This window comes from Pseudomonas thivervalensis (assembly GCF_001269655.1).
Classification (GTDB): Bacteria; Pseudomonadota; Gammaproteobacteria; order Pseudomonadales; family Pseudomonadaceae; genus Aquipseudomonas; species Aquipseudomonas thivervalensis.
In genome coordinates this window covers 484,193-503,659 of sequence record NZ_LHVE01000001.1, presented here as the reverse complement: position 1 = coordinate 503,659, position 19,467 = coordinate 484,193, and the positions used below count along the sequence as shown (strand labels likewise).

Below are 19,467 nucleotides of genomic sequence, written 5' to 3'. Positions count from 1 at the left end.
GGACAAGATCGCAGCCTCGTTGCACTCGTCAGCTCCTACATGGGTATGTCAGGGCTTTTTGGTAGCAGGCTTGACGCTACGCTGGCGCAGCGCCTCGAACAGGCACACGCCGGTGGCTACCGAAACGTTGAGGCTGCTGACGCTGCCGGCCATCGGCAACTTGACCAGGTAGTCGCAATGCTCGCGGGTCAGGCGGCGCATGCCCTTGCCTTCGGCGCCCATGATCAGGATCGTCGGGCCCGTCAGGTCCTGGTCATAGATGCTGACCTCGGCCTCGCCCGCCGTGCCGACGACCCACAGGCCGCGCTGCTGGAGTTTTTCCAGGGTACGCGCCAGGTTGGTCACCGCCACCAACGGAATCACTTCCGCCGCGCCGCAAGCGACCTTGCGTACCGCCGGCGTCAACGTCGCCGATTTGTCCTTGGGCACGATCACCGCCAACGCACCGGCGGCGTCCGCCGAACGCAGGCAGGCGCCGAGGTTGTGCGGATCGGTCACGCCGTCCAGCACCAGCAGCAGGGGCGCGCCTTCGGTGCGATCGAGAAGCTCGTCGAGCATGGCTTCGCCCCAGACCTGGCTCGGACTGACGTCCGCTACCACACCCTGGTGAACGCCTTCGACCCACACGTCCATTTCACGACGCTCGGCCTGGCCGATGGCAACCTTGTTTTGGGTGGCCAGTTCGACCAGCGCTTGCACACGTGGCTCGCTGCGACCTTCCGCCAACCACACTTGCTTGACGCGCTTAGGGTGGTGACGCAGCAGTGCTTCCACAGCGTGCACGCCGTAGATTTTTTCCAGACTCATGACTTGGCCTTAGGTTTACGCGACCCACCGCTTTTCGCGGGAGCCGAACCCGCTTTTGGCGGGCCTTTACGGTGCTTACTTGGTTTGCTCGACGGTTTTTCCGCCCCGTGGGACTTTCCCCCAGACGCCGCTTTACCACCGCTCTTGGCTTCGTTGAGCAACTGCTGCTTCAACTCGCGACTCTTGCGCAGCTCGGCGTTTTTCGCCGCTGCGTCGCTGGGGCGGTAGGCTTCGGGAGCCTTGTCCTTGGTAGACGAACGGCGACCGGCCTTGGCTGGCTCGGGCGCTGCGGTTTTTGCCGGAGCACCTTTGCCCTTGGTCGCAGGCGCCGCGGTCTCGCTGCCGCGCTTTTTACGACCCGTCGGTGCTTCGGCAGGCTTGTCGGACATTCCGAAGTCGATCTTGCGCTCATCGAGGTCGACGCGCATGACCTGCACTTCCACGGTGTCGCCCAGACGGAAGCTGCGACCGGTGCGCTCGCCCGCCAGGCGGTGGTGCACAGGATCGAAGTGGTAGTAATCACCCGGCAAAGCGGTGACGTGCACCAGGCCCTCGACGTAGATGTCGGTCAGCTCGACAAACAAACCAAAGCCGGTCACAGCCGTAATCACGCCTGGGAACGACTCGCCCACGCGGTCTTTCATGAACTCGCACTTGAGCCAGTTCACCACGTCGCGGGTGGCTTCGTCGGCGCGGCGCTCGCTCATGGAGCACTGCTCGCCCAACTGCTCCAGGGCCGCTTCGTCGTACGGATAGATCCGTGCCTTCGGAATGGTCATGGCACCGGCGCGCTTGACGTGCGGAGTGTTCTGCTTGGAATGGATCACGCTGCGGATCGCGCGGTGCGTGAGCAGGTCCGGGTAACGGCGGATCGGCGAGGTGAAGTGGGTGTACGCCTCGTAATTCAGACCGAAGTGGCCCTGGTTGTCGGCGCTGTACACCGCCTGGCTCAGGGAGCGCAGCATTACGGTCTGGATCACATGGTAATCCGGACGGTCCTTGATGCTCGCCAGCAGTGCCTGGTAGTCCTTCGGCGTCGGACCGTCCTTGCCTTTGTGCAGGGACAGGCCGAGCTCGCCGAGGAAGGCGCGCAGCTTTTCCAGGCGCTCCGGCGGCGGGCCGTCGTGCACGCGGTACAACGCAGGAATCTCGTGCTTCTTGAGGAACTCCGCGGTGGCCACGTTGGCCGCCAGCATGCATTCTTCGATCAGTTTGTGCGCATCGTTACGGGTGGTCGGGGTGATTGCGGCGATCTTGCGCTCGGAACCGAAGACAATCCGGGTTTCCTGGGTCTCGAAATCGATCGCGCCACGCACGTGACGGGCACCCAGCAACACCTTGTACAGCGAGTACAGTTGCTTGAGGTGCGGCACCACGCCAGCGTATTCGGTACGCAGGGCCTTGGCTTCACTGGTCTTCGGCGTTTCCAGGATGGTGCTGACCTTGTTGTAGGTCAGGCGCGCCTGGGAGTGGATCACCGCTTCATAGAACTGGTAGTCGGTCATTTCGCCGGTCTTGGAGATGGTCATCTCGCACACCATGGCCAAACGGTCGACTTTCGGGTTCAGCGAGCACAGGCCGTTGGACAGCTGCTCAGGCAGCATCGGAATCACGCGCTCAGGGAAATACACGGAGTTGCCGCGCACCTGGGCTTCGTTATCCAGGGCCGAACCGATCTTCACGTAGCTGGACACGTCGGCAATCGCAACGAACAACTTCCAGCCGCCGGAGAACAGGCGCAGCTTGCCGAGCTTGGCTTCGCAGTAGACCGCATCGTCGAAGTCGCGGGCATCTTCGCCGTCGATGGTGACGAACGGCAGATGGCGCAGGTCGATGCGTTTCTCTTTATCTTTCTCTTCGACTTCCGGCTTGAGCTTGGCGGCTTCCTTGAGCACAGCCTCGGGCCAGACGTGAGGAATGTCGTAGGTGCGCAGCGCAACGTCGATTTCCATGCCCGGCGCCATGTAGTTGCCGACCACTTCAACGATATCGCCCTGTGGCTGGAAGCGCGCAGTGGGCCAGTGGGTGATTTTCACCTCGACGAACTGACCCACCTTGGCGGCGCCATTGCGGCCCGGGGTAATCAGCACTTCCTGCTGGACCTTCGGGTTATCCGGCACGACGAAACCGATGCCGCCTTCTTCGAAATAACGGCCGACGATGGACTCGTGGGCACGGGACACCACTTCGACGATCACACCTTCGCGGCGACCGCGGCGGTCCAGGCCGGACACACGGGCCAGGGCCCGGTCGCCGTCGAACACCAGGCGCATTTGCGCCGGACTCATGAACAGGTCGTCGCTGCCGTCGTCCGGAATCAGGAAACCGAAGCCGTCGCGGTGACCGGCGATGCGGCCCAGGATCAGGTCGAGCTTGTCCACCGGCGCATAGGTGCCGCGTCGGGTGTAGATCAGTTGAGCGTCGCGCTCCATGGCGCGCAGACGGCGGCGCAGGGCTTCGAGTTGGTCCTCGGTGGTCAGACCGAACTCTTCGACCAACTGCTCGCGGCTAGCAGGCGAACCCCGATCGGCGAGATGCGCCAGGATCAGTTCGCGGCTAGGAATAGGGTTTTCATATTTTTCCGCTTCACGAGCGGCCTCGGGATCGAGGGACTGCCAATCGGCCATTAGAGAGTTTTCACCTTGTCTATATGCGGGTTAGTTTGGCATAGGCTTAATGAAACGGGAAATTTCAAGCATCCGATAGCGCTTCCAAGGTCATTTGACCAGCCTTTGAAGCCCGGGAAAGCACCACTCGTGAAATTTAGCGGTTTTTTTCTCCGCAGGGGTTTACAGTTAAAAACACGCTCCGTATAGTGCGCGCCATCGACGACGTACACACGTTGCCGATACTGCCCAGATGGTGAAATTGGTAGACACGCCAGCTTCAGGTGCTGGTGACCGCAAGGTCGTGGAAGTTCGAGTCTTCTTCTGGGCACCAATTTCGAGCAACAGGTCAACGACTTGTCAGCTCAACAAAAACCCGCGAAAGCGGGTTTTTGCATTTCTGCCCCCTGTATTTGCACTGGGCAATTACTAAAACAAAAACAGGGGTTTACAGATCAAAACGCGCTCCGTATAGTGCGCCACATCAACAGCGGCAACGCTGAAGATGCTGCCCAGATGGTGAAATTGGTAGACACGCCAGCTTCAGGTGCTGGTGACCGCAAGGTCGTGGAAGTTCGAGTCTTCTTCTGGGCACCAATTCAAGCTCAAGGTCATGACCTTGAACCTCACAGAAACCCGCGAAAGCGGGTTTTTGCGTTTCTGCCCCCTTTACCTCCTCCCTCCCGCCAAACACGAACCGTAGGAGCTGCCGAGTGCAACGAGGCTGCGATCTTTCCCCAGACAATTGAATCGCGAGCGAAAGATCAAAAGATCGCAGGCTTCGCCAGCTCCTACAGACCTCATCACAGACCTGCTCGCGATTACGCCAGCCCAAACAACGCTAAGCCCTGAACTGCCCTAAACTTGCCTTCAACTGCGCCGCCAAGCCGTCCAGCACCTTACCGCTGGCCGTGGTCTCAACCACAGCCTGAGCCGCCCTCTCAGCCTGGGCATGGATGGTCTCCACCCGTCCACGCACCGCTTGCGCACCCTGAGCCTGATGGGCCGCCGCCTGAGTCGCCAGACCAATAGCCGCGTGCACCTGCTCCACAGAGGCCTGCACCGACTGCTGCAATCGCGCGCTGTCACGCAATACCAGCAAGCCTTCACTGGCCTGACGCCCCGCCTGGCCGATGGCGGCCACCGCCTCGCGAGCGCCCTGCTGCAAGGCCACAATGTGCGCCTGGATATCACCCGTGGAGCTTTGGGTCTTGCTCGCCAACGCCCGCACCTCGTCCGCCACCACGGCAAAGCCGCGACCGGTTTCCCCGGCCCGCGCCGCCTCGATGGCCGCGTTCAAGGCCAGCAAGTTGGTCTGCTCGGCGATGCCATGAATCACCGTCAGCACCACTTCAATCTGTTCGCTCTGCTGCGCCAGCCGCTCGATCACTTTCGCCCCGGTGTCTACCTGACCGGCCAATGCCTCGATCAAGCCGCCGACCTTGGCCGAAGTCCGCGTGTTTTCATCAGTGGCCTGGCGGATTTCCACCACTTGCTGCAGCGCCGCCTGCATGGCCTGACTTTCCGATTGCGCTTCATCAGCCATTTGCGACAGCGCACGCAGGCTCTCGGCCACTTCATCTCGTTGCATCCCAGCCGCCGCGTCGGCTCCGGAATTGCGCAAGGTCATCGCGCCGATTTCCACACCAGTACGCTGGGCCACGTCACCCGCCTCACGCACGATGGGCTGCAACTTATCCACAAAGCGATTGACCGCCGAGGCCATGTCGCCGATTTCGTCCTTGCTGCTGATTTGCACACGCTTGGTCAGGTCACCCTCGCCTGCCGCCAGGTCGTTCATGGCCGCGATCAACAGTTTCAAGCGATTGACCACTCGACGCCCCAGCACCACGGCCAGCAGCGCCAGTACGCCGAAGCCCACCAGCGCAAGGCCCAGGCCGATGCGCCAGCGCAAAGTGCCTGCGGCCTCTTGAACAGTGGAGGCGGTATTGGTTTGCATCTGCGTAGCCGTAGCCTGGGCCGACTCCAGGCGACCGCGCATGGCGGTGGCACTGTCAGCCGCCGCCCCTTTGAGGCTGTCGCCGACCAATTGGTCGCTGCTGGCGATCAAGGCCGAGAAGCGCTGGTCCAGCGCCTTCAGGTCGGTTTCAACGGAAGCCGTGGAAACCCCCATCAAGACTTTGCCGATCTCTACGCCATTGGGGTTGATCGAGGCCTCGAGGTAATACACCGACGGATCGTTCTTCGCCGCGTCCAACACCTTGTCCAACGCCCGCTCACCTTTGCCTTTTTCCAGCAGCGCCTTGTTGATCGGGTTTTCCCGGTTCAGGTAGCGCGTCAGGTGCTCACCCGCGGCGTCGTCATAGATGACAAACAGCACATTGGGATTGCGCTGGGCTCGACGGGCGAATTCAGAGAGGGTGGGCACGTCGTTGTCCCACATGGCGCGCGGTGCGACGGAAGCCAGGAGTTGCGCCATATCATTGGCGGAATCCCTCAAGTCTTTCTCCAATGTCCCACGCAACTGTGCCTGCTCGTCCTTCAGGCGAGCGGACAGACCGGCATTCAGCCGCTGGCGGGTATTGGCGGACAGGCTGTCCAGGCTCGACGTGACTTCGCGCCCGGCCTGCTCCAGCTCGGCGGAAAGCTTCTGGCTGTCCGCCCCCAAGCGCGCACCGAGGTCGGCTTCCAGCGCCGTGACGGTGCTTCGAGTCAGCGCAACGGCCACCAGCACCTGCACCAAAAGGGCGATACCCAGGGTAACGAACACAGGCCGCAATAAACGGCTTTGTAACAGTGAGAGAACGGCCGACACGTGAAATCCCTCTACCAAACGCCATTAATTTGATGGCACTCGTGAAAGCGGTGCCTTAATGGAGTTGCATAGCAAGTGTCGTGCCGCCCGACAGGCAGAAACGACAAAGGGCCCCAACGAGGGCCCTTTGTGTTTTACATCAACGGCTTATCAGGCAAACGGATGACGCAGAACGATGGTTTCGTTGCGGTCCGGCCCCGTCGAAATAATGTCGATCGGCGCACCGACCAACTCTTCGACGCGCTTGATGTAGTTGCGCGCAGCCATCGGCAGCTCTTCCAGGGTCTTGGCGCCCACGGTCGATTCGGTCCAGCCTGGCATCTGCTCGTACACCGGCTCCAGGCCGATGTAGCTGTCGGCGTCGGTCGGTGCGTCGATGACGGCGCCGTCCTGGTTCTTGTAGCCCACGCAGATGTTGATGGTTTCCAGGCCGTCCAGCACGTCCAGCTTGGTCAGGCACAGGCCCGAGATGCTGTTGACGTCGATGGCGCGACGCAGGATGACCGCATCGAACCAGCCGCAACGGCGGGCACGACCGGTGGTGGCACCGAACTCGTGGCCACGCTTGGCCAGGAAGGCACCGACGTCATCGAACAGCTCAGTCGGGAACGGACCCGAACCGACGCGGGTGGTGTAGGCCTTGGTGATGCCCAGGATGTAGTCCAGGTACATCGGGCCGAAACCCGAACCGGTGGCGATGCCGCCGGCGGTGGTGTTGGAGCTGGTGACGTACGGGTAGGTACCGTGGTCGATGTCCAGCAGCGAACCCTGGGCACCTTCGAACATGATGTCCTTGCCGGCGCGACGCAGCTCGTGCAGCTCGGCGGTGACGTCGAGCATCATCGGCTTGAGCAGCTCGGCGTATTCCATGCACTCGTCCAGGGTCTTCTGGAAGTCGATGGCCGGTTCTTTGTAGTAATTGACCAGGACGAAGTTGTGGTAGTCCAGCAACTCGCCCAGCTTGGCGGCGAAACGCTCACGGTGGAACAGGTCACCGATGCGCAGGCCACGACGGGCCACCTTGTCTTCGTAGGCCGGGCCGATGCCGCGACCGGTGGTGCCGATCTTCAGCTCGCCACGAGCCTTTTCACGGGCCTGGTCCAGCGCAACGTGGTAGGACAGGATCAGCGGGCAGGACGGGCTGATACGCAGGCGCTCACGCACCGGTACGCCTTTTTCTTCCAGCTTGATGATTTCCCGCAGCAAGGCGTCGGGCGCAACCACCACACCGTTGCCGATCAGGCACTGGACGCCTTCGCGCAGCACGCCCGAAGGAATCAGGTGCAGGACGGTTTTCTCACCGTCGATCACCAAGGTGTGGCCTGCGTTGTGGCCACCCTGGTAGCGCACTACGGCGGCAGCATGTTCGGTCAGCAGATCAACGATCTTGCCTTTGCCCTCATCACCCCATTGGGTGCCCAGGACTACGACATTCTTACCCATAACACTTGTCCTCATTCGCGCAAACTTGGTGCCGGCTTCAGCCGGCAGGAAAACTCAAGAAGCCAGCGGCAATACTTGCCAAAGCCCGTTCTGCTGAATCAATTGCCGGTCGCAGTCCGCTTCACGGGCGGCGGCCAAAGGCTGCCCAGGCAAGGCCTGGACGACACGCTGACCCTCACTGCGCAACTGGCAGACCGCCTGCCAGAGTGCCGCATCCGTACTGTCAGGCATCCAGATACCGCCAGACGGTAGCTCGACTTCAGCACGCCCCAGGGTCACCAGGGTTTTCAAATCGGTAGAGAAACCGGTCGCCGGACGGGCGCGACCGAAGTCGGCGCCGATGTCATCGTAACGGCCGCCCTGGGCGATGGACTGGCCCACGCCCGGCACGAACACGGCAAACACGACACCGGTGTGATAGTGATAACCGCGCAACTCGCCCAGGTCGAAATACAGCGGCAACTCGGGAAAGCGCACCGACAGACGCTCGGCAATCGCCAGCAAATCGTCCAGCGCCGCCAATACCGGCGCCGGTGCCTGAGCCAGGCGTTCACGGGCAGCGGCCAATACTTCACGCCCGCCGCACAGGTCCACCAGCGCCCGCAGCATGCCCGACAGATCGGCCGGCAGGCCTTCGGTCAGGCTGATGACTTCATCAATGGCCTTGCGCTGCAGGGCATCGAACAGCTGCTGCTCCACTTCGCCGGACAAACCGGCCGCACGGGCCAGGCCGCGATAGATGCCGACATGCCCCAGGTCCATGTGGACATCCGGCACGTCAGCCAGTTGCAGCATGGCCAACATCAGGCTGATGACTTCCACGTCGCTGCTCGGGCTGGCATCGCCATACAACTCGGCGCCCAGCTGGATCGGGCTGCGCGAGGATGACAAGGCCCGCGGCTGGGCATGCAGTACGCTGCCGGCGTAGCACAGCCGGCTCGGACCTTCGCGGCGCAGGGTGTGGGCGTCGATGCGCGCCACTTGCGGCGTGATGTCGGCACGAAAGCCCATCTGCCGGCCCGACTGCGGATCGATAACCTTGAAGGTGCGCAGATCCAGGTCCTGGCCCGCGCCGGTGAGCAGGGATTCCAGGTACTCGATATGCGGGGTGACGACGAACTCGTAACCCCAGCTCTGGAACAGATCCAACACCTGCCGACGCGCTACTTCGATACGCGCAGCTTCCGGTGGCAGTACTTCTTCGATGCCATCTGGCAGCAGCCAGCGGTCTACCGTTGCCATTACGCCATTCCCCTATGGTCCGGGCGGCCAGCTTTCGGGCTGGCCTTGAGTGAAGCAGAAAATGCCTGCGCCAGGCGCGCAACTTAGGCAAAAAACGCGCAAGAGCGACGTGACGAATGGCGTCATGCCGTTCACCTAAAGCGGCTGAATCACTGTGGCGAGGGAGCTTGCTCCCGCTCGGCCGCGAAGCGGTCCCATTCCTGTGAGTGCTTCGCACTCAAGCGGGAGCAAGCTCCCTCGCCACAGACTCCAACGCTTTAAATGAGCAGCACTCCAGCCTCGCCCGGCACTTCCCTCGAAAAACCTGTCGAGTCGTTCAACCCGACGCCTGCACCTATAAACCGCAATCGAACGTGCAGACGCAAAAAAGCCGGGAATTTCCCGGCTGCCGCATCATACACACGTTTTCCCAAAGGATCACCCCGCCCGACGCTTTAGCCGCCGGGCGGAGTGTTTCAGGTCAACGTCGCATCAAGGCTTGGACTTTTCCAGGTAGTGGAAGAAGTCGCTGCTTGGGTCCAGGACCAGGACGTCGGATTTGTTCGCGAAGCTTTCACGGTAGGCACGCAGGCTACGGTAGAACGCGTAGAACTCCTGGTCCTGACCATAGGCCTTGGCGTAGATCGAAGCGGCCTGGGCATCACCATCACCCCGGACCTCTTCCGATTCACGATAGGCTTCGGCCAGCAACACGCGTCGTTGGCGATCGGCGTCGGCACGGATGCCTTCGGCCAGCTCGTTACCCTTGGCGCGGTGCTCGCGAGCTTCACGCTCACGCTCGGTGCTCATGCGCTCGAACACGCTGCGGTTCACTTCCTTCGGCAGGTCGATGGCCTTGACCCGGACATCGACCACTTCGATACCCAGCTCTTTTTCCGCCATCGCATTCAGCGAACGGGTGATGTCGGCCATGAGCGCATCACGCTCACCGGACACGACTTCATGCAACGTGCGCTTACCGAACTGGTCACGCAAGCCCGATTCCAGACGACGGGACAGACGCTCGTCGGCGATCTGCTTGAGACCAGAAGTCGCGGTGTAGAAGCGCTCGGCATCCTTCACGCGCCACTTGGCGTAGGCGTCCACCATCACGGCTTTCTTTTCCAGTGTCAGGAAGCGTTGCGTCGGCGCATCCAACGTCATCAGGCGAGCGTCGAACTTGCGCACCTTGTTGACGTACGGCACCTTCACGTGCAGCCCCGGCTGGACATCAGCCTGGACCACGCGACCGAATTGCAGCAACACCGCGCGCTCGGTCTGAGCCACGATGTAGAAGCAGTTCCAGGCAGCGATCGCCACGACGACACCGACAATAAGGGCGATCAGCGATTTATTGCTCATCAGCGACTCTCCCTGGTACGTGCTTGCTGTTGTTGCAGGTCCGCCGCCGCACGGGTGCTGGCCTCATTGCTGGCCGCCGACGAACTGGCCGGTGGCGTACTGGTGTTGCGACCGCTCTCGACCATCTTGTCCAGCGGCAGGTACAGCAGATTGCTCTGGCCGTTCTTGTTGCCGGTCACGAGGACCTTGCTGGTGTTGCTGAAGACTTCCTGCATGGTGTCCAGGTACAGACGCTGGCGGGTCACTTCAGGGGCCTTGCGATACTCGGCCACCAGCTTGGTGAAGCGATCGGCCTCACCCTTGGCGCGGGAGACCACTTCATCACGGTAACCGTTGGCGTCCTCGATGATGCGCTGGGCCTGGCCACGGGCTTCCGGCACGACGCCGTTGGCATAGGTTTCGGCCTGGTTGCGCGAACGCTGCTCGTCTTCACGGGCACGGATCACGTCGTCGAAGGCTTCCTGGACCTCACGCGGTGCCGCTGCGCTCTGGACGTTGACTTGGGTGACGGTGATACCGGTGCGATAGGTATCGAGGAACCGCTGCAGGCGCTCCTTGATTTCGCTGGCCATCAGTTCACGACCTTCGGTCAGCACCTGGTCCATGGCGGTGGAACCCACCACATGGCGCAAGGCACTTTCGGTCGCGTGCTGCAGGCTGATTTCCGGCTGGTCGACGTTCAGCACGAAGTCCTGCAGGTTGGTGATCTTGTATTGCACGGTCAGCGGCACCTCGACGATGTTCTCGTCTTCGGTCAGCATCTGGCCCTGCTTGGTGTACGCCCGCTCACGCGTGACGTTCTCCATGTACTTCTGGTCGATCGGCGGGAAATAGATGTTCAGGCCCGGACCAACCGTCTCGTAGTACTTGCCGAAACGCAGCACGACGGCCTGCTCCTGCTCGTCCACGACATAGACCGCACTGTACAGCCAGACAGCCGCCAACACGAAGAGACCGATGCCGAGCAGGCCGAACCCGCCGCCCTTGCCCGGGCGACCGCCGCCCTCGTCACCGCGTTTTTTACCACCACCGAACAAACCGTTCAGGCTTTCCTGCAGCTTTCGGAAGGCCTCGTCGAGATCCGGTGGCCCCTTGCGGTCGCCGTTGTTACGACGCTTGCCACCCCAAGGATCCTGATTATTCGAGTTGCCACCCGGCTCATTCCAAGCCATAGCGCTCTCCATCTGATAAAGCAAAGACGCACCCACGGCGCGCCGACCAATGCTACAGAATGCCTGACACCGCTTTCTCAGGCTTTTATTGCAAAGTGTGTTGCTCGATGAATTCCATCGGTTGCAGCCCTTCGCGGCTGACCAGCCGATTGAGCTCCGACCGAGGCAGGCGAACAGCCAGCAGGCAGACACCTTCTTCGTCGTGTTCTTCTTTTTGCACGGCCCCCAACTCGAAAAACTGCGCTCGCAGCCGGGCGAAACGTTGCGGCAACTTCAGTGTGCCGACAAACAGATCGTTGCCCAACAGCTCGGCCACGGCCTGCTTGAGCAGGTCCAGGCCAGTGCCATCGCGGGCCGACAGCCAGACCCGTTGCGGCTTGCCATCGGCATCGCGCTGGATCTGCGGCTCCACGCCTTCGAGCAAATCGAGTTTGTTGTATACCTCGAGGATCGGCAAGTCCTGGGCTCCGATCTCGCCCAGCACCACCATCACCTGCTCGATCTGCAGCATCCGGTCCGGCTCGGCGGCATCGATCACGTGCAGCAGCAGGTCGGAGTTGCTCGACTCTTCGAGCGTAGCCCGGAAAGCCTCGACCAGTTTATGCGGCAAGTGGCGGATGAAACCCACGGTGTCGGCCAGCACGATCGGACCGAGGTCGTCCAGGTCGAGCCGGCGCAGGGTCGGGTCGAGCGTGGCGAACAACTGGTCGGCGGCGTAGACGTCGGATTGGGTGACGTTGTTGAACAGGGTCGATTTGCCGGCGTTGGTATAGCCCACCAGAGAAACCGTCGGGATATCCGCGCGCTTGCGGCCACGTCGCGACTGCTCGCGCTGGCTGCGGACCTTTTCCAACCGCCCCTTGATCTGGCGCAGGCGAACCCGCAACAGGCGCCGGTCGGTTTCCAGCTGGGTTTCACCCGGGCCGCGCAGGCCGATACCGCCTTTCTGCCGCTCAAGGTGAGTCCAGCCGCGAACCAACCGCGTACTCATGTGCTCAAGCTGGGCCAGTTCGACCTGGAGCTTGCCTTCATGGGTGCGGGCGCGCTGGGCGAAGATATCGAGGATCAGCCCCGTGCGATCGATCACGCGGCACTCGAAGACGCGTTCGAGGTTACGTTCCTGACTGGGCGTGAGGATGTGATTGAAAATCACCAGATCAACCTGTTCGGCCTTGACCAGGTCGCGCAACTCCTCGACCTTGCCACTGCCGATCAGGAACTTGGCGGTTGGCCGATGACGCGGCACGTTGAAAAACGCGACGGTCTCGGCGCCGGCCGAAAGTGCCAATTCCTGAAACTCCTGCGGATCTTCGCGCGCCTCAGGGTCCTGTCCATCCAAGTGAACGAGAATGGCCCGTTCACCACCACCGTGGCGCTCAAAGAACAAAGGAGGCTCCTATCAGGCGTTACCCGGTTCAGCGTCGCCGCCTTCGGATTCGGTTGCGCTAGGCAGACGAATTGTACGAACGGGCACCACTGTCGAGATCGCGTGTTTGTAGACCATCTGGCTGACGGTGTTCTTCAGAAGGATGACAAACTGGTCGAAAGACTCGATTTGGCCTTGCAGCTTGATCCCGTTGACCAGATAGATGGACACCCCAACTTTCTCTTTACGTAAAGTGTTCAAGTAAGGGTCTTGTAGCGAATGCCCTTTTGACATGTGCCGCACTCCTTTAAGGATCAATAATAAAATTCGGATCAGATGGCTTGGGCCGTCACACCCCCAAGGATAGACGGCAATTGCAAGGACTCAGCTCAATATGGAGATGGTCCCGAGGTATTTCAAGGCGCGTGGCAGATTGTCGCAATCGAGACTGTCGAGCCAATGCAGATCAGTCCAGCTGCGCAGCCAGGTGAACTGGCGTTTCGCCAATTGGCGCGTGGCAATGATCCCACGCTCCCGCATCTCGGCTGACGTCAGCTTGCCGTCCAGGTAATCCCAGACCTGTCGATAACCTACCGCACGTATAGACGGCAACCCGGCATGCAGGTCACTTCGCTCACGCAGGGCTACGACCTCGTCTATGAACCCCTGTTCCAACATTAATGTGAATCTTTGTTCAATTCGCCGATGCAGCACTTGCCGGTCCGCCGGAGCGATGGCCAGATTCGCGACAGTATAGGGCAATTGTTGCATTCCCGAAGCGGCTGCTTCAGTACTTTGCGCAGATTGTCGCTGGCGCAGGGCGGTCATGCTCTGGCCGCTGACCCGATAAACCTCCAGGGCTCGGCTGAGTCGCTGCGGGTCATTAGGGTGAATACGCGCCGCCGATTCCGGGTCGATGACCGCCAATTGTTCGTGCAGGGCCTGCCAGCCAAGGCGTGCAGCCTCTTCTTCGATTTGCGCGCGCACGTCTGGATCGGCCGCTGGCATGTCCGCCAGCCCGTCGACCAGAGCCTTGTAGTACAGCATCGTGCCGCCCACCAGCAGCGGAATCTTGCCCCGCGCGGTGATCTCGGCCATGGCCTGGAGCGCGTCCCGGCGGAACTCGGCGGCCGAATAAGCCTCGGCCGGGTCGAGGATATCGATCAGGCGATGGGGAAATTCGGCCAACAGTTCTTTTGACGGCTTGGCGGTACCGATGTCCATGCCCCGGTAGACCAAAGCCGAATCGACGCTGATCAACTCGCAGGGCAGGACCTTGGTCAATTCGATCGCCAGGTCGGTCTTGCCGGCGGCGGTCGGGCCCATCAGGAAAATCGCGGGGGGCAACTGGCTCATCAACGACCGCGCAGGAACAGTTTGTCCAGGTCGTCCAGGCCCAGTTGGGTCCAGGTCGGCCGGCCATGGTTGCATTGACCGCTGCGCTCGGTGTTTTCCATGTCCCGCAGCAGGCCGTTCATTTCCGCCAGGGCCAGGCGCCGGTTGGCGCGGATCGCGCCATGGCAGGCCATGGTGCCGAGCAGTTCGTTCAGGTGCGCCTGGATCCGGTCGCTGGTGCCATATTCCATCAAGTCTGCCAGCACATCGCTGACCAGGCGATTGGCCTCGGCCTGCTTCAACAAGGCTGGGATCTGGCGGATCGCCAGGGTTTCCGGGCCCAGGCGTTGCAGCTCGAAGCCCAGCCGCTGGAACCAGGCCACGTGTTCTTCGGCGCAATCGGCTTCGCGCTGGCTGACCGCCAGGGATTCGGGCACCAGCAACGGCTGGCCGCTCAGGCCTTCGCTGGCCATGGCGATTTTCAGCCGCTCGTACATGATCCGCTCATGGGCGGCGTGCATGTCCACCAGGACCAGGCCCTGGGCGTTTTCCGAGAGGATATAAATGCCCTTGAGCTGCGCCAGGGCATAGCCCAGCGGCGGGATATCGCCCTGGCCGTCGGGCATGGCCGCCGCGCCAGCTTCCGGCAGCGGCTTGAAGAATTCGCGATAGGCCGCCTGAGCCTCGGCTGCCGGCACGTTGGATTGTGGGCGCGGGGTGTATTGATACTGATAGCCACTGCCGGCGCCGCTGCCTGCCGTGTTGTAGCTCGGCTGGGGCTGGGGTTGCTCCAGCAGTGCGTTGGCCGCCAGGCGCATTTCGCCCTGGGGGCCGAATTCGCCCGCTTCCAGCCCCGTTGGCCGGACCATGCCGGCCACTGCCGCCGGAGCCGCCAGCTGGTCTTCCGGGCGCACATCGCCCAGGGCGCGGTGCAAGGTGCCGTAGAGGAAATCATGCACCATGCGCCCATCACGGAAACGCACCTCATGCTTGGTCGGGTGCACGTTGACGTCTACCACCGCCGGATCGACTTCAAAAAACAGCACGAAGGTCGGATGCCGGCCATTGAACAGTACATCGCGGTAGGCCTGGCGCACCGCGTGGGCCACCAGCTTGTCGCGCACCGCCCGACCGTTCACGTAGAAATACTGCAAATCCGCCTGGCTGCGAGAGAACGTTGGCAAACCGACCCAGCCCCACAGGTGCAGGCCATTGCGCTCCACCTCGATAGGCAAGGCCTGCTCCAGGAAACCCGCACCGCACACCGCGCCCACGCGTCGGGCGCGGGCGGCATCGTCGTGGGCCTCGTGCAGGCTGAGGATGGTTTTGCCGTTGTGGCGCAAATGGAACGCCACGTCAAAACGCGCCAAGGCCAGGCGCTTGATGACTTCTTGCAGGTGATCGAATTCAGTCTTCTCGGCCTTGAGAAACTTGCGCCGGGCCGGGGTGTTGAAGAACAAATCGCGCACTTCCACCGAGGTGCCCACCGGATGGGCCGCAGGCTGGACGCGAGAGGCCATGTCACGGCCTTCGGTCTCGACCTGCCAGGCCTGCTCGGCGTCGCGGGTGCGAGAGGTGAGGGTCAGGCGCGACACCGAACTGATGGACGCCAGCGCCTCGCCACGGAAGCCCAGGCTCATGACCCGTTCGAGGTCTTCCAGGTCACGGATCTTGCTGGTGGCGTGACGCGCCAGGGCCAGCGGCAAGTCATCGGAAGAAATACCGCCACCGTCGTCGCGCACCCGCAGCAGCTTGACGCCACCCTGCTCGACATCCACATCGATGCGCCGGGCCCCGGAGTCGAGGCTGTTCTCCAGCAGTTCTTTGATGACCGACGCCGGACGCTCGACCACTTCACCGGCGGCGATCTGGTTCGCCAGCCGGGGGCTGAGCAGTTCGATGCGGGCGGTGCTGCCGATCACTTCGTCACTCATTGCTTGGCCGCCACTTCGTTGCCCGGAATGGTCAGGGTCTGGCCGATCTTGAGCTCGTCGCTCTTGAGATTGTTGGCGCTGCGCAAGGTGGCGGGCGACACCTGGTAGCGCACGGCAATCATCGCCAGGGTTTCGCCAGGGTTGACTCGGTGATCCCGCGGCCCCTGGGCGATCTTGCCGGAGTCCCGCAACCAGGCGATGTAGGTGCCCGGTGGTGGGTTCTGCTGGAAGAACTGCCGCACACCGCTGCTGATGGAGCGGGCCAGGGCCTGCTGGTGGCTCGATGTCGACAGCTTCGAGGCTTCGTTGGCATTGGAAATGAACCCGGTTTCCACCAGGATCGACGGGATGTCCGGCGACTTGAGCACCATGAACCCGGCCTGCTCGACGCGTTGCTTGTGCAGCGGCGTGACGCGGCCGATGTTGCTCAAGACTTTCTGGCCGACGTTCAGGCTGGAGGTCAACGAGGCGGTCATCGACAAATCCAGCAACACACCGGCGAGCATCCGGTCCTTGTCGTCGAGGCTGACATTGCCGGCACCGCCGATCAGGTCGGAACGGTTTTCGGTGTCGGCCAGCCAGCGTGCGGTCTCGGACGTCGCACCACGGTCGGACAGGGCAAACACCGAGGCCCCGAACGCCGCTGCCGAAGGGGCGGCGTCGGCGTGGATGGAGACGAACAGGTCGGCGCCTTTCTTGCGGGCGATTTCGGTGCGACCGCGCAAAGGAATGAAGTAGTCGCCGGTGCGGGTCAGTTCGGCGCGGAAGCCTTTCATGCCGTTGACCTGGCGCTGCAATTCACGAGCGATGGACAGCACCACGTCCTTTTCACGTTGCCCGCGCGAGCCCGAGGCTCCCGGGTCTTCGCCGCCATGACCGGCGTCGATCACCACGATGATGTCGCGCTTGCCGGCCGGTGCCGGTGGCAGCTTGAGCGCAGGCTCGGTCGGAGTCACCGGCACCGCGGGCACCGTGGCGACATTGGTCGGCGGCGGGGGCGGTGGCTCGGCATCGGCCGGGTTGTCGAACAGGTCCACCACCAGCCGGTTGCCGTACTGGGCGTTGGGGGCCAGGGTGAAGCTTTTCGGGGTCACCGCCTTCTTCAAGTCGATGACCACCCGCAGGTCGGTCGGCGTACGCTGGGCCGAGCGCATCGCGGTGATCGGCGTGTTGGCGGTGGCGACGTTCAGCGGCGCGCCCAGGGATGCACCGTTGATGTCGATCACCAGGCGATCCGGGGCGGTCAGGGTGAATACGCTGTGCTGCACCGGCCCCGTCAAGTCGAACACCAGCCGTGTGTTGTCCGGCGCCCGCCAGAGGCGAACGCTGTTGACCTTTGTCTCGGCCACAGCATCGACGGCCAGTGCCGTAAGCAACAGTCCTACGACAGCAACCACCGCGCGAAAGCGCATACCAAACCCCATCATCAATTAGTTTTCCAATGCCAATGCGGCACACCACGACTCGCCACGGGAGCCCTGCGGCGTCAGTTTCAGCGAACGCCCGCCGTTCTGCGCGCCAATGGTAATGGTCAGGTCGGGCTTTGGCAAAAAGCCTGCACCCTTCTGGGGCCATTCGATCAGGCACAAGGCGTCATCTTCGAAATAATCGCGGATGCCGAGGAATTCCAGCTCCTCAGGATCCACCAGTCGATACAGGTCGAAATGGAAGGCACGGATGTCGCCGATCTCATACGGCTCGACCAGGGTGAACGTGGGACTCTTGACCGAGCCGACGTGCCCGAGGCCACGGATGATGCCACGGGACAAGGTGGTTTTCCCCGCGCCAAGGTCGCCTTCGAGAAAAATCAGGCCGTGACCGGCGGTGATCTGCGCGACGCGGGCACCAAATTGTGTCATGGCTTGTTCGTCCGCCACGTACAGGGTTACTTCAGACACGGTGAATGCTCCTCCAACAACTGACGAATGGCCGGGATCAGATCGGTCGCCGCCAATCCCCGACCTGAGCGACCCACCTGGGCACCGGCATTGGCATGCAGCCAGACCGCCAGGCACGCGGCCTCGAAGCTTTCCATGCCCTGGGCCAGCAACGCACCGACCACACCGGCCAGCACATCCCCCAGGCCCGCGGTGGCCATGGCCGGGTGGCCCTCGCTGCAAACCGCCAGGCGACCGTCCGGGCTGGCGATCAGGCTGCCGGCGCCCTTGAGGATCACCGTGGCGGTGTATTTCTGGCTCAAGGCATGGGCCGCCGCCGGACGATCGGCCTGCACCTGGACGGTGGATATGTCCAGCAGGCGCGCCGCCTCGCCCGGGTGCGGGGTGATGACGCAATGCTCAGGCAGACGGACATCGCCGGCGCTCAGCAGGTTCAGCGCATCGGCATCCCACACGTGCGGCAGTGGCGCATTGGCCGCCGCCGACAGCAGGCTGCGCCCCCAGGCGGCCTGGCCCAGGCCCGGTCCGACCACCAGCACGCTGGCCTGTTGGAGCAAGCCCATCAATTGGTTCGCCGAGTGGGTGCCCTGCACCATCACCTCCGGCAAACGCATCAGCGCGGCCGACACATGCTCGCTGCGGGTCGCCATCGAAACCATGCCCGCGCCACAACGCAGGGCGCTTTCGGCACTCATCTGGATCGCACCGCCGAAGCCTCGGTCGCCGCCGATCAACAGCACATGACCGAACTTGCCTTTGTGGGAAGTGGGCGCGCGAGGCGTCAGACGCGGCAGATTATGAGGTAGGAGCAATCGGGCATTGGCCGGCGCCGCTTCAACAAGGTCAGGATCGGCGTGCAGGTCGTTGAACAATAACTCCCCCACCCGATCCGCCGCATCGCCGGTGAACAGGCCAAGTTTCAGGCCGATGAAGGTCACCGTCAGGTCAGCCGTCACGGCGGTCCCCAGCACCCGACCGGTGTCGGCACACAACCCTGAAGGGATATCCACCGCGACGACCGGCAGGCCACTGACATTAATGGTATCGATCGCCTGGACATAAGGCTCACGTACTTCGCCACTCATCCCCGTGCCGAGCAGCGCGTCGAGCAACACGCCGCGCAATTCACAATCGTCCGCCCAGGGTTCCACCGGTACACCGACGGCCACGGCCTCGGCATGGGCATTGGCGGCGTCTCCCTGCAATCGCCGGGGCTCGCCCACCGCCAGCACCCGCACCGACCAGCCAGCGCGCCGGGCCAGGGTCGCGACCAGGTAGCCATCGCCGGCGTTGTTGCCATGGCCAGCCAGCACGGTCAATTCAGTGGCTTGCGGCCAGCGTCGGGCGATCGCTCGCCAGGTGGCGCGGGCAGCGCGCTGCATCAATTCGAAGCCGGCAGTACCTGCGGCGATCAGTTGCGCGTCGAGGGCCCGGACCTGCGCGGCGCTGTACAGCGCGTCGGGAAAATCATCTTTAGTGTGCGGCATGCGTCTTCGGGCTCCGATGTCTGGCAGAATTATACGCATCTCAGCTCCGGTTTCTCTCGC

Annotated in this window: 14 protein-coding genes, 2 tRNA genes and 1 pseudogene; 2 read left to right on the top strand and 15 right to left on the bottom strand. The window is 62.5% G+C overall.

Annotation, left to right across the window (positions count from 1 at the left end; translation table 11 throughout):
• Window positions 1-48: 48 nt before the first annotated feature.
• Together rlmB and rnr are read right to left on the bottom strand one after the other, a co-directional pair.
• Window positions 49-807: a 23S rRNA (guanosine(2251)-2'-O)-methyltransferase RlmB gene (rlmB, locus tag AD659_RS02110; protein ID WP_053117915.1), complete on the bottom strand. Its 759-nt coding sequence runs from the start codon at window positions 805-807 to the stop codon at window positions 49-51.
• Window positions 804-3,434: a ribonuclease R gene (gene rnr / locus AD659_RS02105; RefSeq protein WP_053117914.1), complete on the bottom strand. Its 2,631-nt coding sequence runs from the start codon at window positions 3,432-3,434 to the stop codon at window positions 804-806. Before rnr ends, rlmB begins: the two co-directional genes overlap by 4 nt.
• Before the next feature lie 226 nt (window positions 3,435-3,660).
• Here rnr and AD659_RS02100 point away from each other — a divergent pair.
• A tRNA-Leu gene (locus AD659_RS02100) sits at window positions 3,661-3,747 on the top strand.
• A 176-nt stretch (window positions 3,748-3,923) separates the two neighbouring features.
• Window positions 3,924-4,010 (top strand) — tRNA-Leu (locus AD659_RS02095).
• 244 nt (window positions 4,011-4,254) lie between these two features.
• Here AD659_RS02095 and AD659_RS30430 read toward each other — a convergent pair.
• The 13 genes and pseudogenes from AD659_RS30430 to AD659_RS02035 form a co-directional block, all read right to left on the bottom strand.
• On the bottom strand, window positions 4,255-4,959 hold the full coding sequence (locus tag AD659_RS30430) for a methyl-accepting chemotaxis protein (protein WP_419242252.1): 705 nt from the start codon (window positions 4,957-4,959) through the stop codon (window positions 4,255-4,257).
• Window positions 4,960-5,160: 201 nt separating this feature from the next.
• A pseudogene (locus tag AD659_RS30425) lies at window positions 5,161-5,214 on the bottom strand (hypothetical protein); the annotation flags it as partial.
• Between the two features lie 1,125 nt (window positions 5,215-6,339).
• Window positions 6,340-7,632 carry an adenylosuccinate synthase gene (locus AD659_RS02085; protein WP_053117910.1) on the bottom strand — a complete coding sequence of 431 codons (1,293 nt, stop codon included), beginning with the start codon at window positions 7,630-7,632 and terminating at the stop codon, window positions 6,340-6,342.
• Window positions 7,633-7,686: 54 nt separating this feature from the next.
• On the bottom strand, window positions 7,687-8,874 hold the full coding sequence (locus AD659_RS02080; RefSeq protein ID WP_014336307.1) for an ATP phosphoribosyltransferase regulatory subunit: 1,188 nt from the start codon (window positions 8,872-8,874) through the stop codon (window positions 7,687-7,689).
• A 471-nt stretch (window positions 8,875-9,345) separates the two neighbouring features.
• Window positions 9,346-10,215, bottom strand: coding sequence for a protease modulator HflC (gene hflC, locus AD659_RS02075; protein ID WP_053117908.1), 870 nt, complete (start codon window positions 10,213-10,215; stop codon window positions 9,346-9,348).
• Window positions 10,215-11,387, bottom strand: coding sequence for an FtsH protease activity modulator HflK (gene hflK / locus AD659_RS02070; RefSeq protein WP_053117906.1), 1,173 nt, complete (start codon window positions 11,385-11,387; stop codon window positions 10,215-10,217). Before hflK ends, hflC begins: the two co-directional genes overlap by 1 nt.
• Window positions 11,388-11,472: 85 nt before the next feature.
• On the bottom strand, window positions 11,473-12,774 hold the full coding sequence (gene hflX, locus AD659_RS02065; RefSeq protein ID WP_053117904.1) for a ribosome rescue GTPase HflX: 1,302 nt from the start codon (window positions 12,772-12,774) through the stop codon (window positions 11,473-11,475).
• Between the two features lie 12 nt (window positions 12,775-12,786).
• Window positions 12,787-13,047, bottom strand: a complete 261-nt coding sequence (gene hfq / locus AD659_RS02060) for an RNA chaperone Hfq (RefSeq protein ID WP_053117902.1) — start codon at window positions 13,045-13,047, stop codon at window positions 12,787-12,789.
• A gap of 90 nt (window positions 13,048-13,137) precedes the next feature.
• A complete protein-coding gene (gene miaA / locus AD659_RS02055) occupies window positions 13,138-14,109 on the bottom strand; it encodes a tRNA (adenosine(37)-N6)-dimethylallyltransferase MiaA (protein ID WP_053117900.1) in 972 nt (323 codons plus the stop codon).
• The gene (mutL, locus tag AD659_RS02050) at window positions 14,109-16,022 is read right to left on the bottom strand and encodes a DNA mismatch repair endonuclease MutL (protein ID WP_053117898.1); all 1,914 of its coding nucleotides are present in this window, start codon (window positions 16,020-16,022) and stop codon (window positions 14,109-14,111) included. Before mutL ends, miaA begins: the two co-directional genes overlap by 1 nt.
• On the bottom strand, window positions 16,019-17,449 hold the full coding sequence (locus tag AD659_RS02045; protein WP_053117896.1) for an N-acetylmuramoyl-L-alanine amidase: 1,431 nt from the start codon (window positions 17,447-17,449) through the stop codon (window positions 16,019-16,021). The genes mutL and AD659_RS02045 overlap by 4 nt, the downstream gene beginning before the upstream one ends.
• Before the next feature lie 3 nt (window positions 17,450-17,452).
• Complete coding sequence (gene tsaE, locus AD659_RS02040) at window positions 17,453-17,920, bottom strand: tRNA (adenosine(37)-N6)-threonylcarbamoyltransferase complex ATPase subunit type 1 TsaE (protein WP_053117894.1); 468 nt, start codon at window positions 17,918-17,920, stop codon at window positions 17,453-17,455.
• Entirely contained in the window at window positions 17,908-19,407 is a 1,500-nt protein-coding gene (locus tag AD659_RS02035) for a bifunctional ADP-dependent NAD(P)H-hydrate dehydratase/NAD(P)H-hydrate epimerase (RefSeq protein WP_053117892.1), read from the bottom strand. Before AD659_RS02035 ends, tsaE begins: the two co-directional genes overlap by 13 nt.
• Window positions 19,408-19,467: the final 60 nt, after the last annotated feature.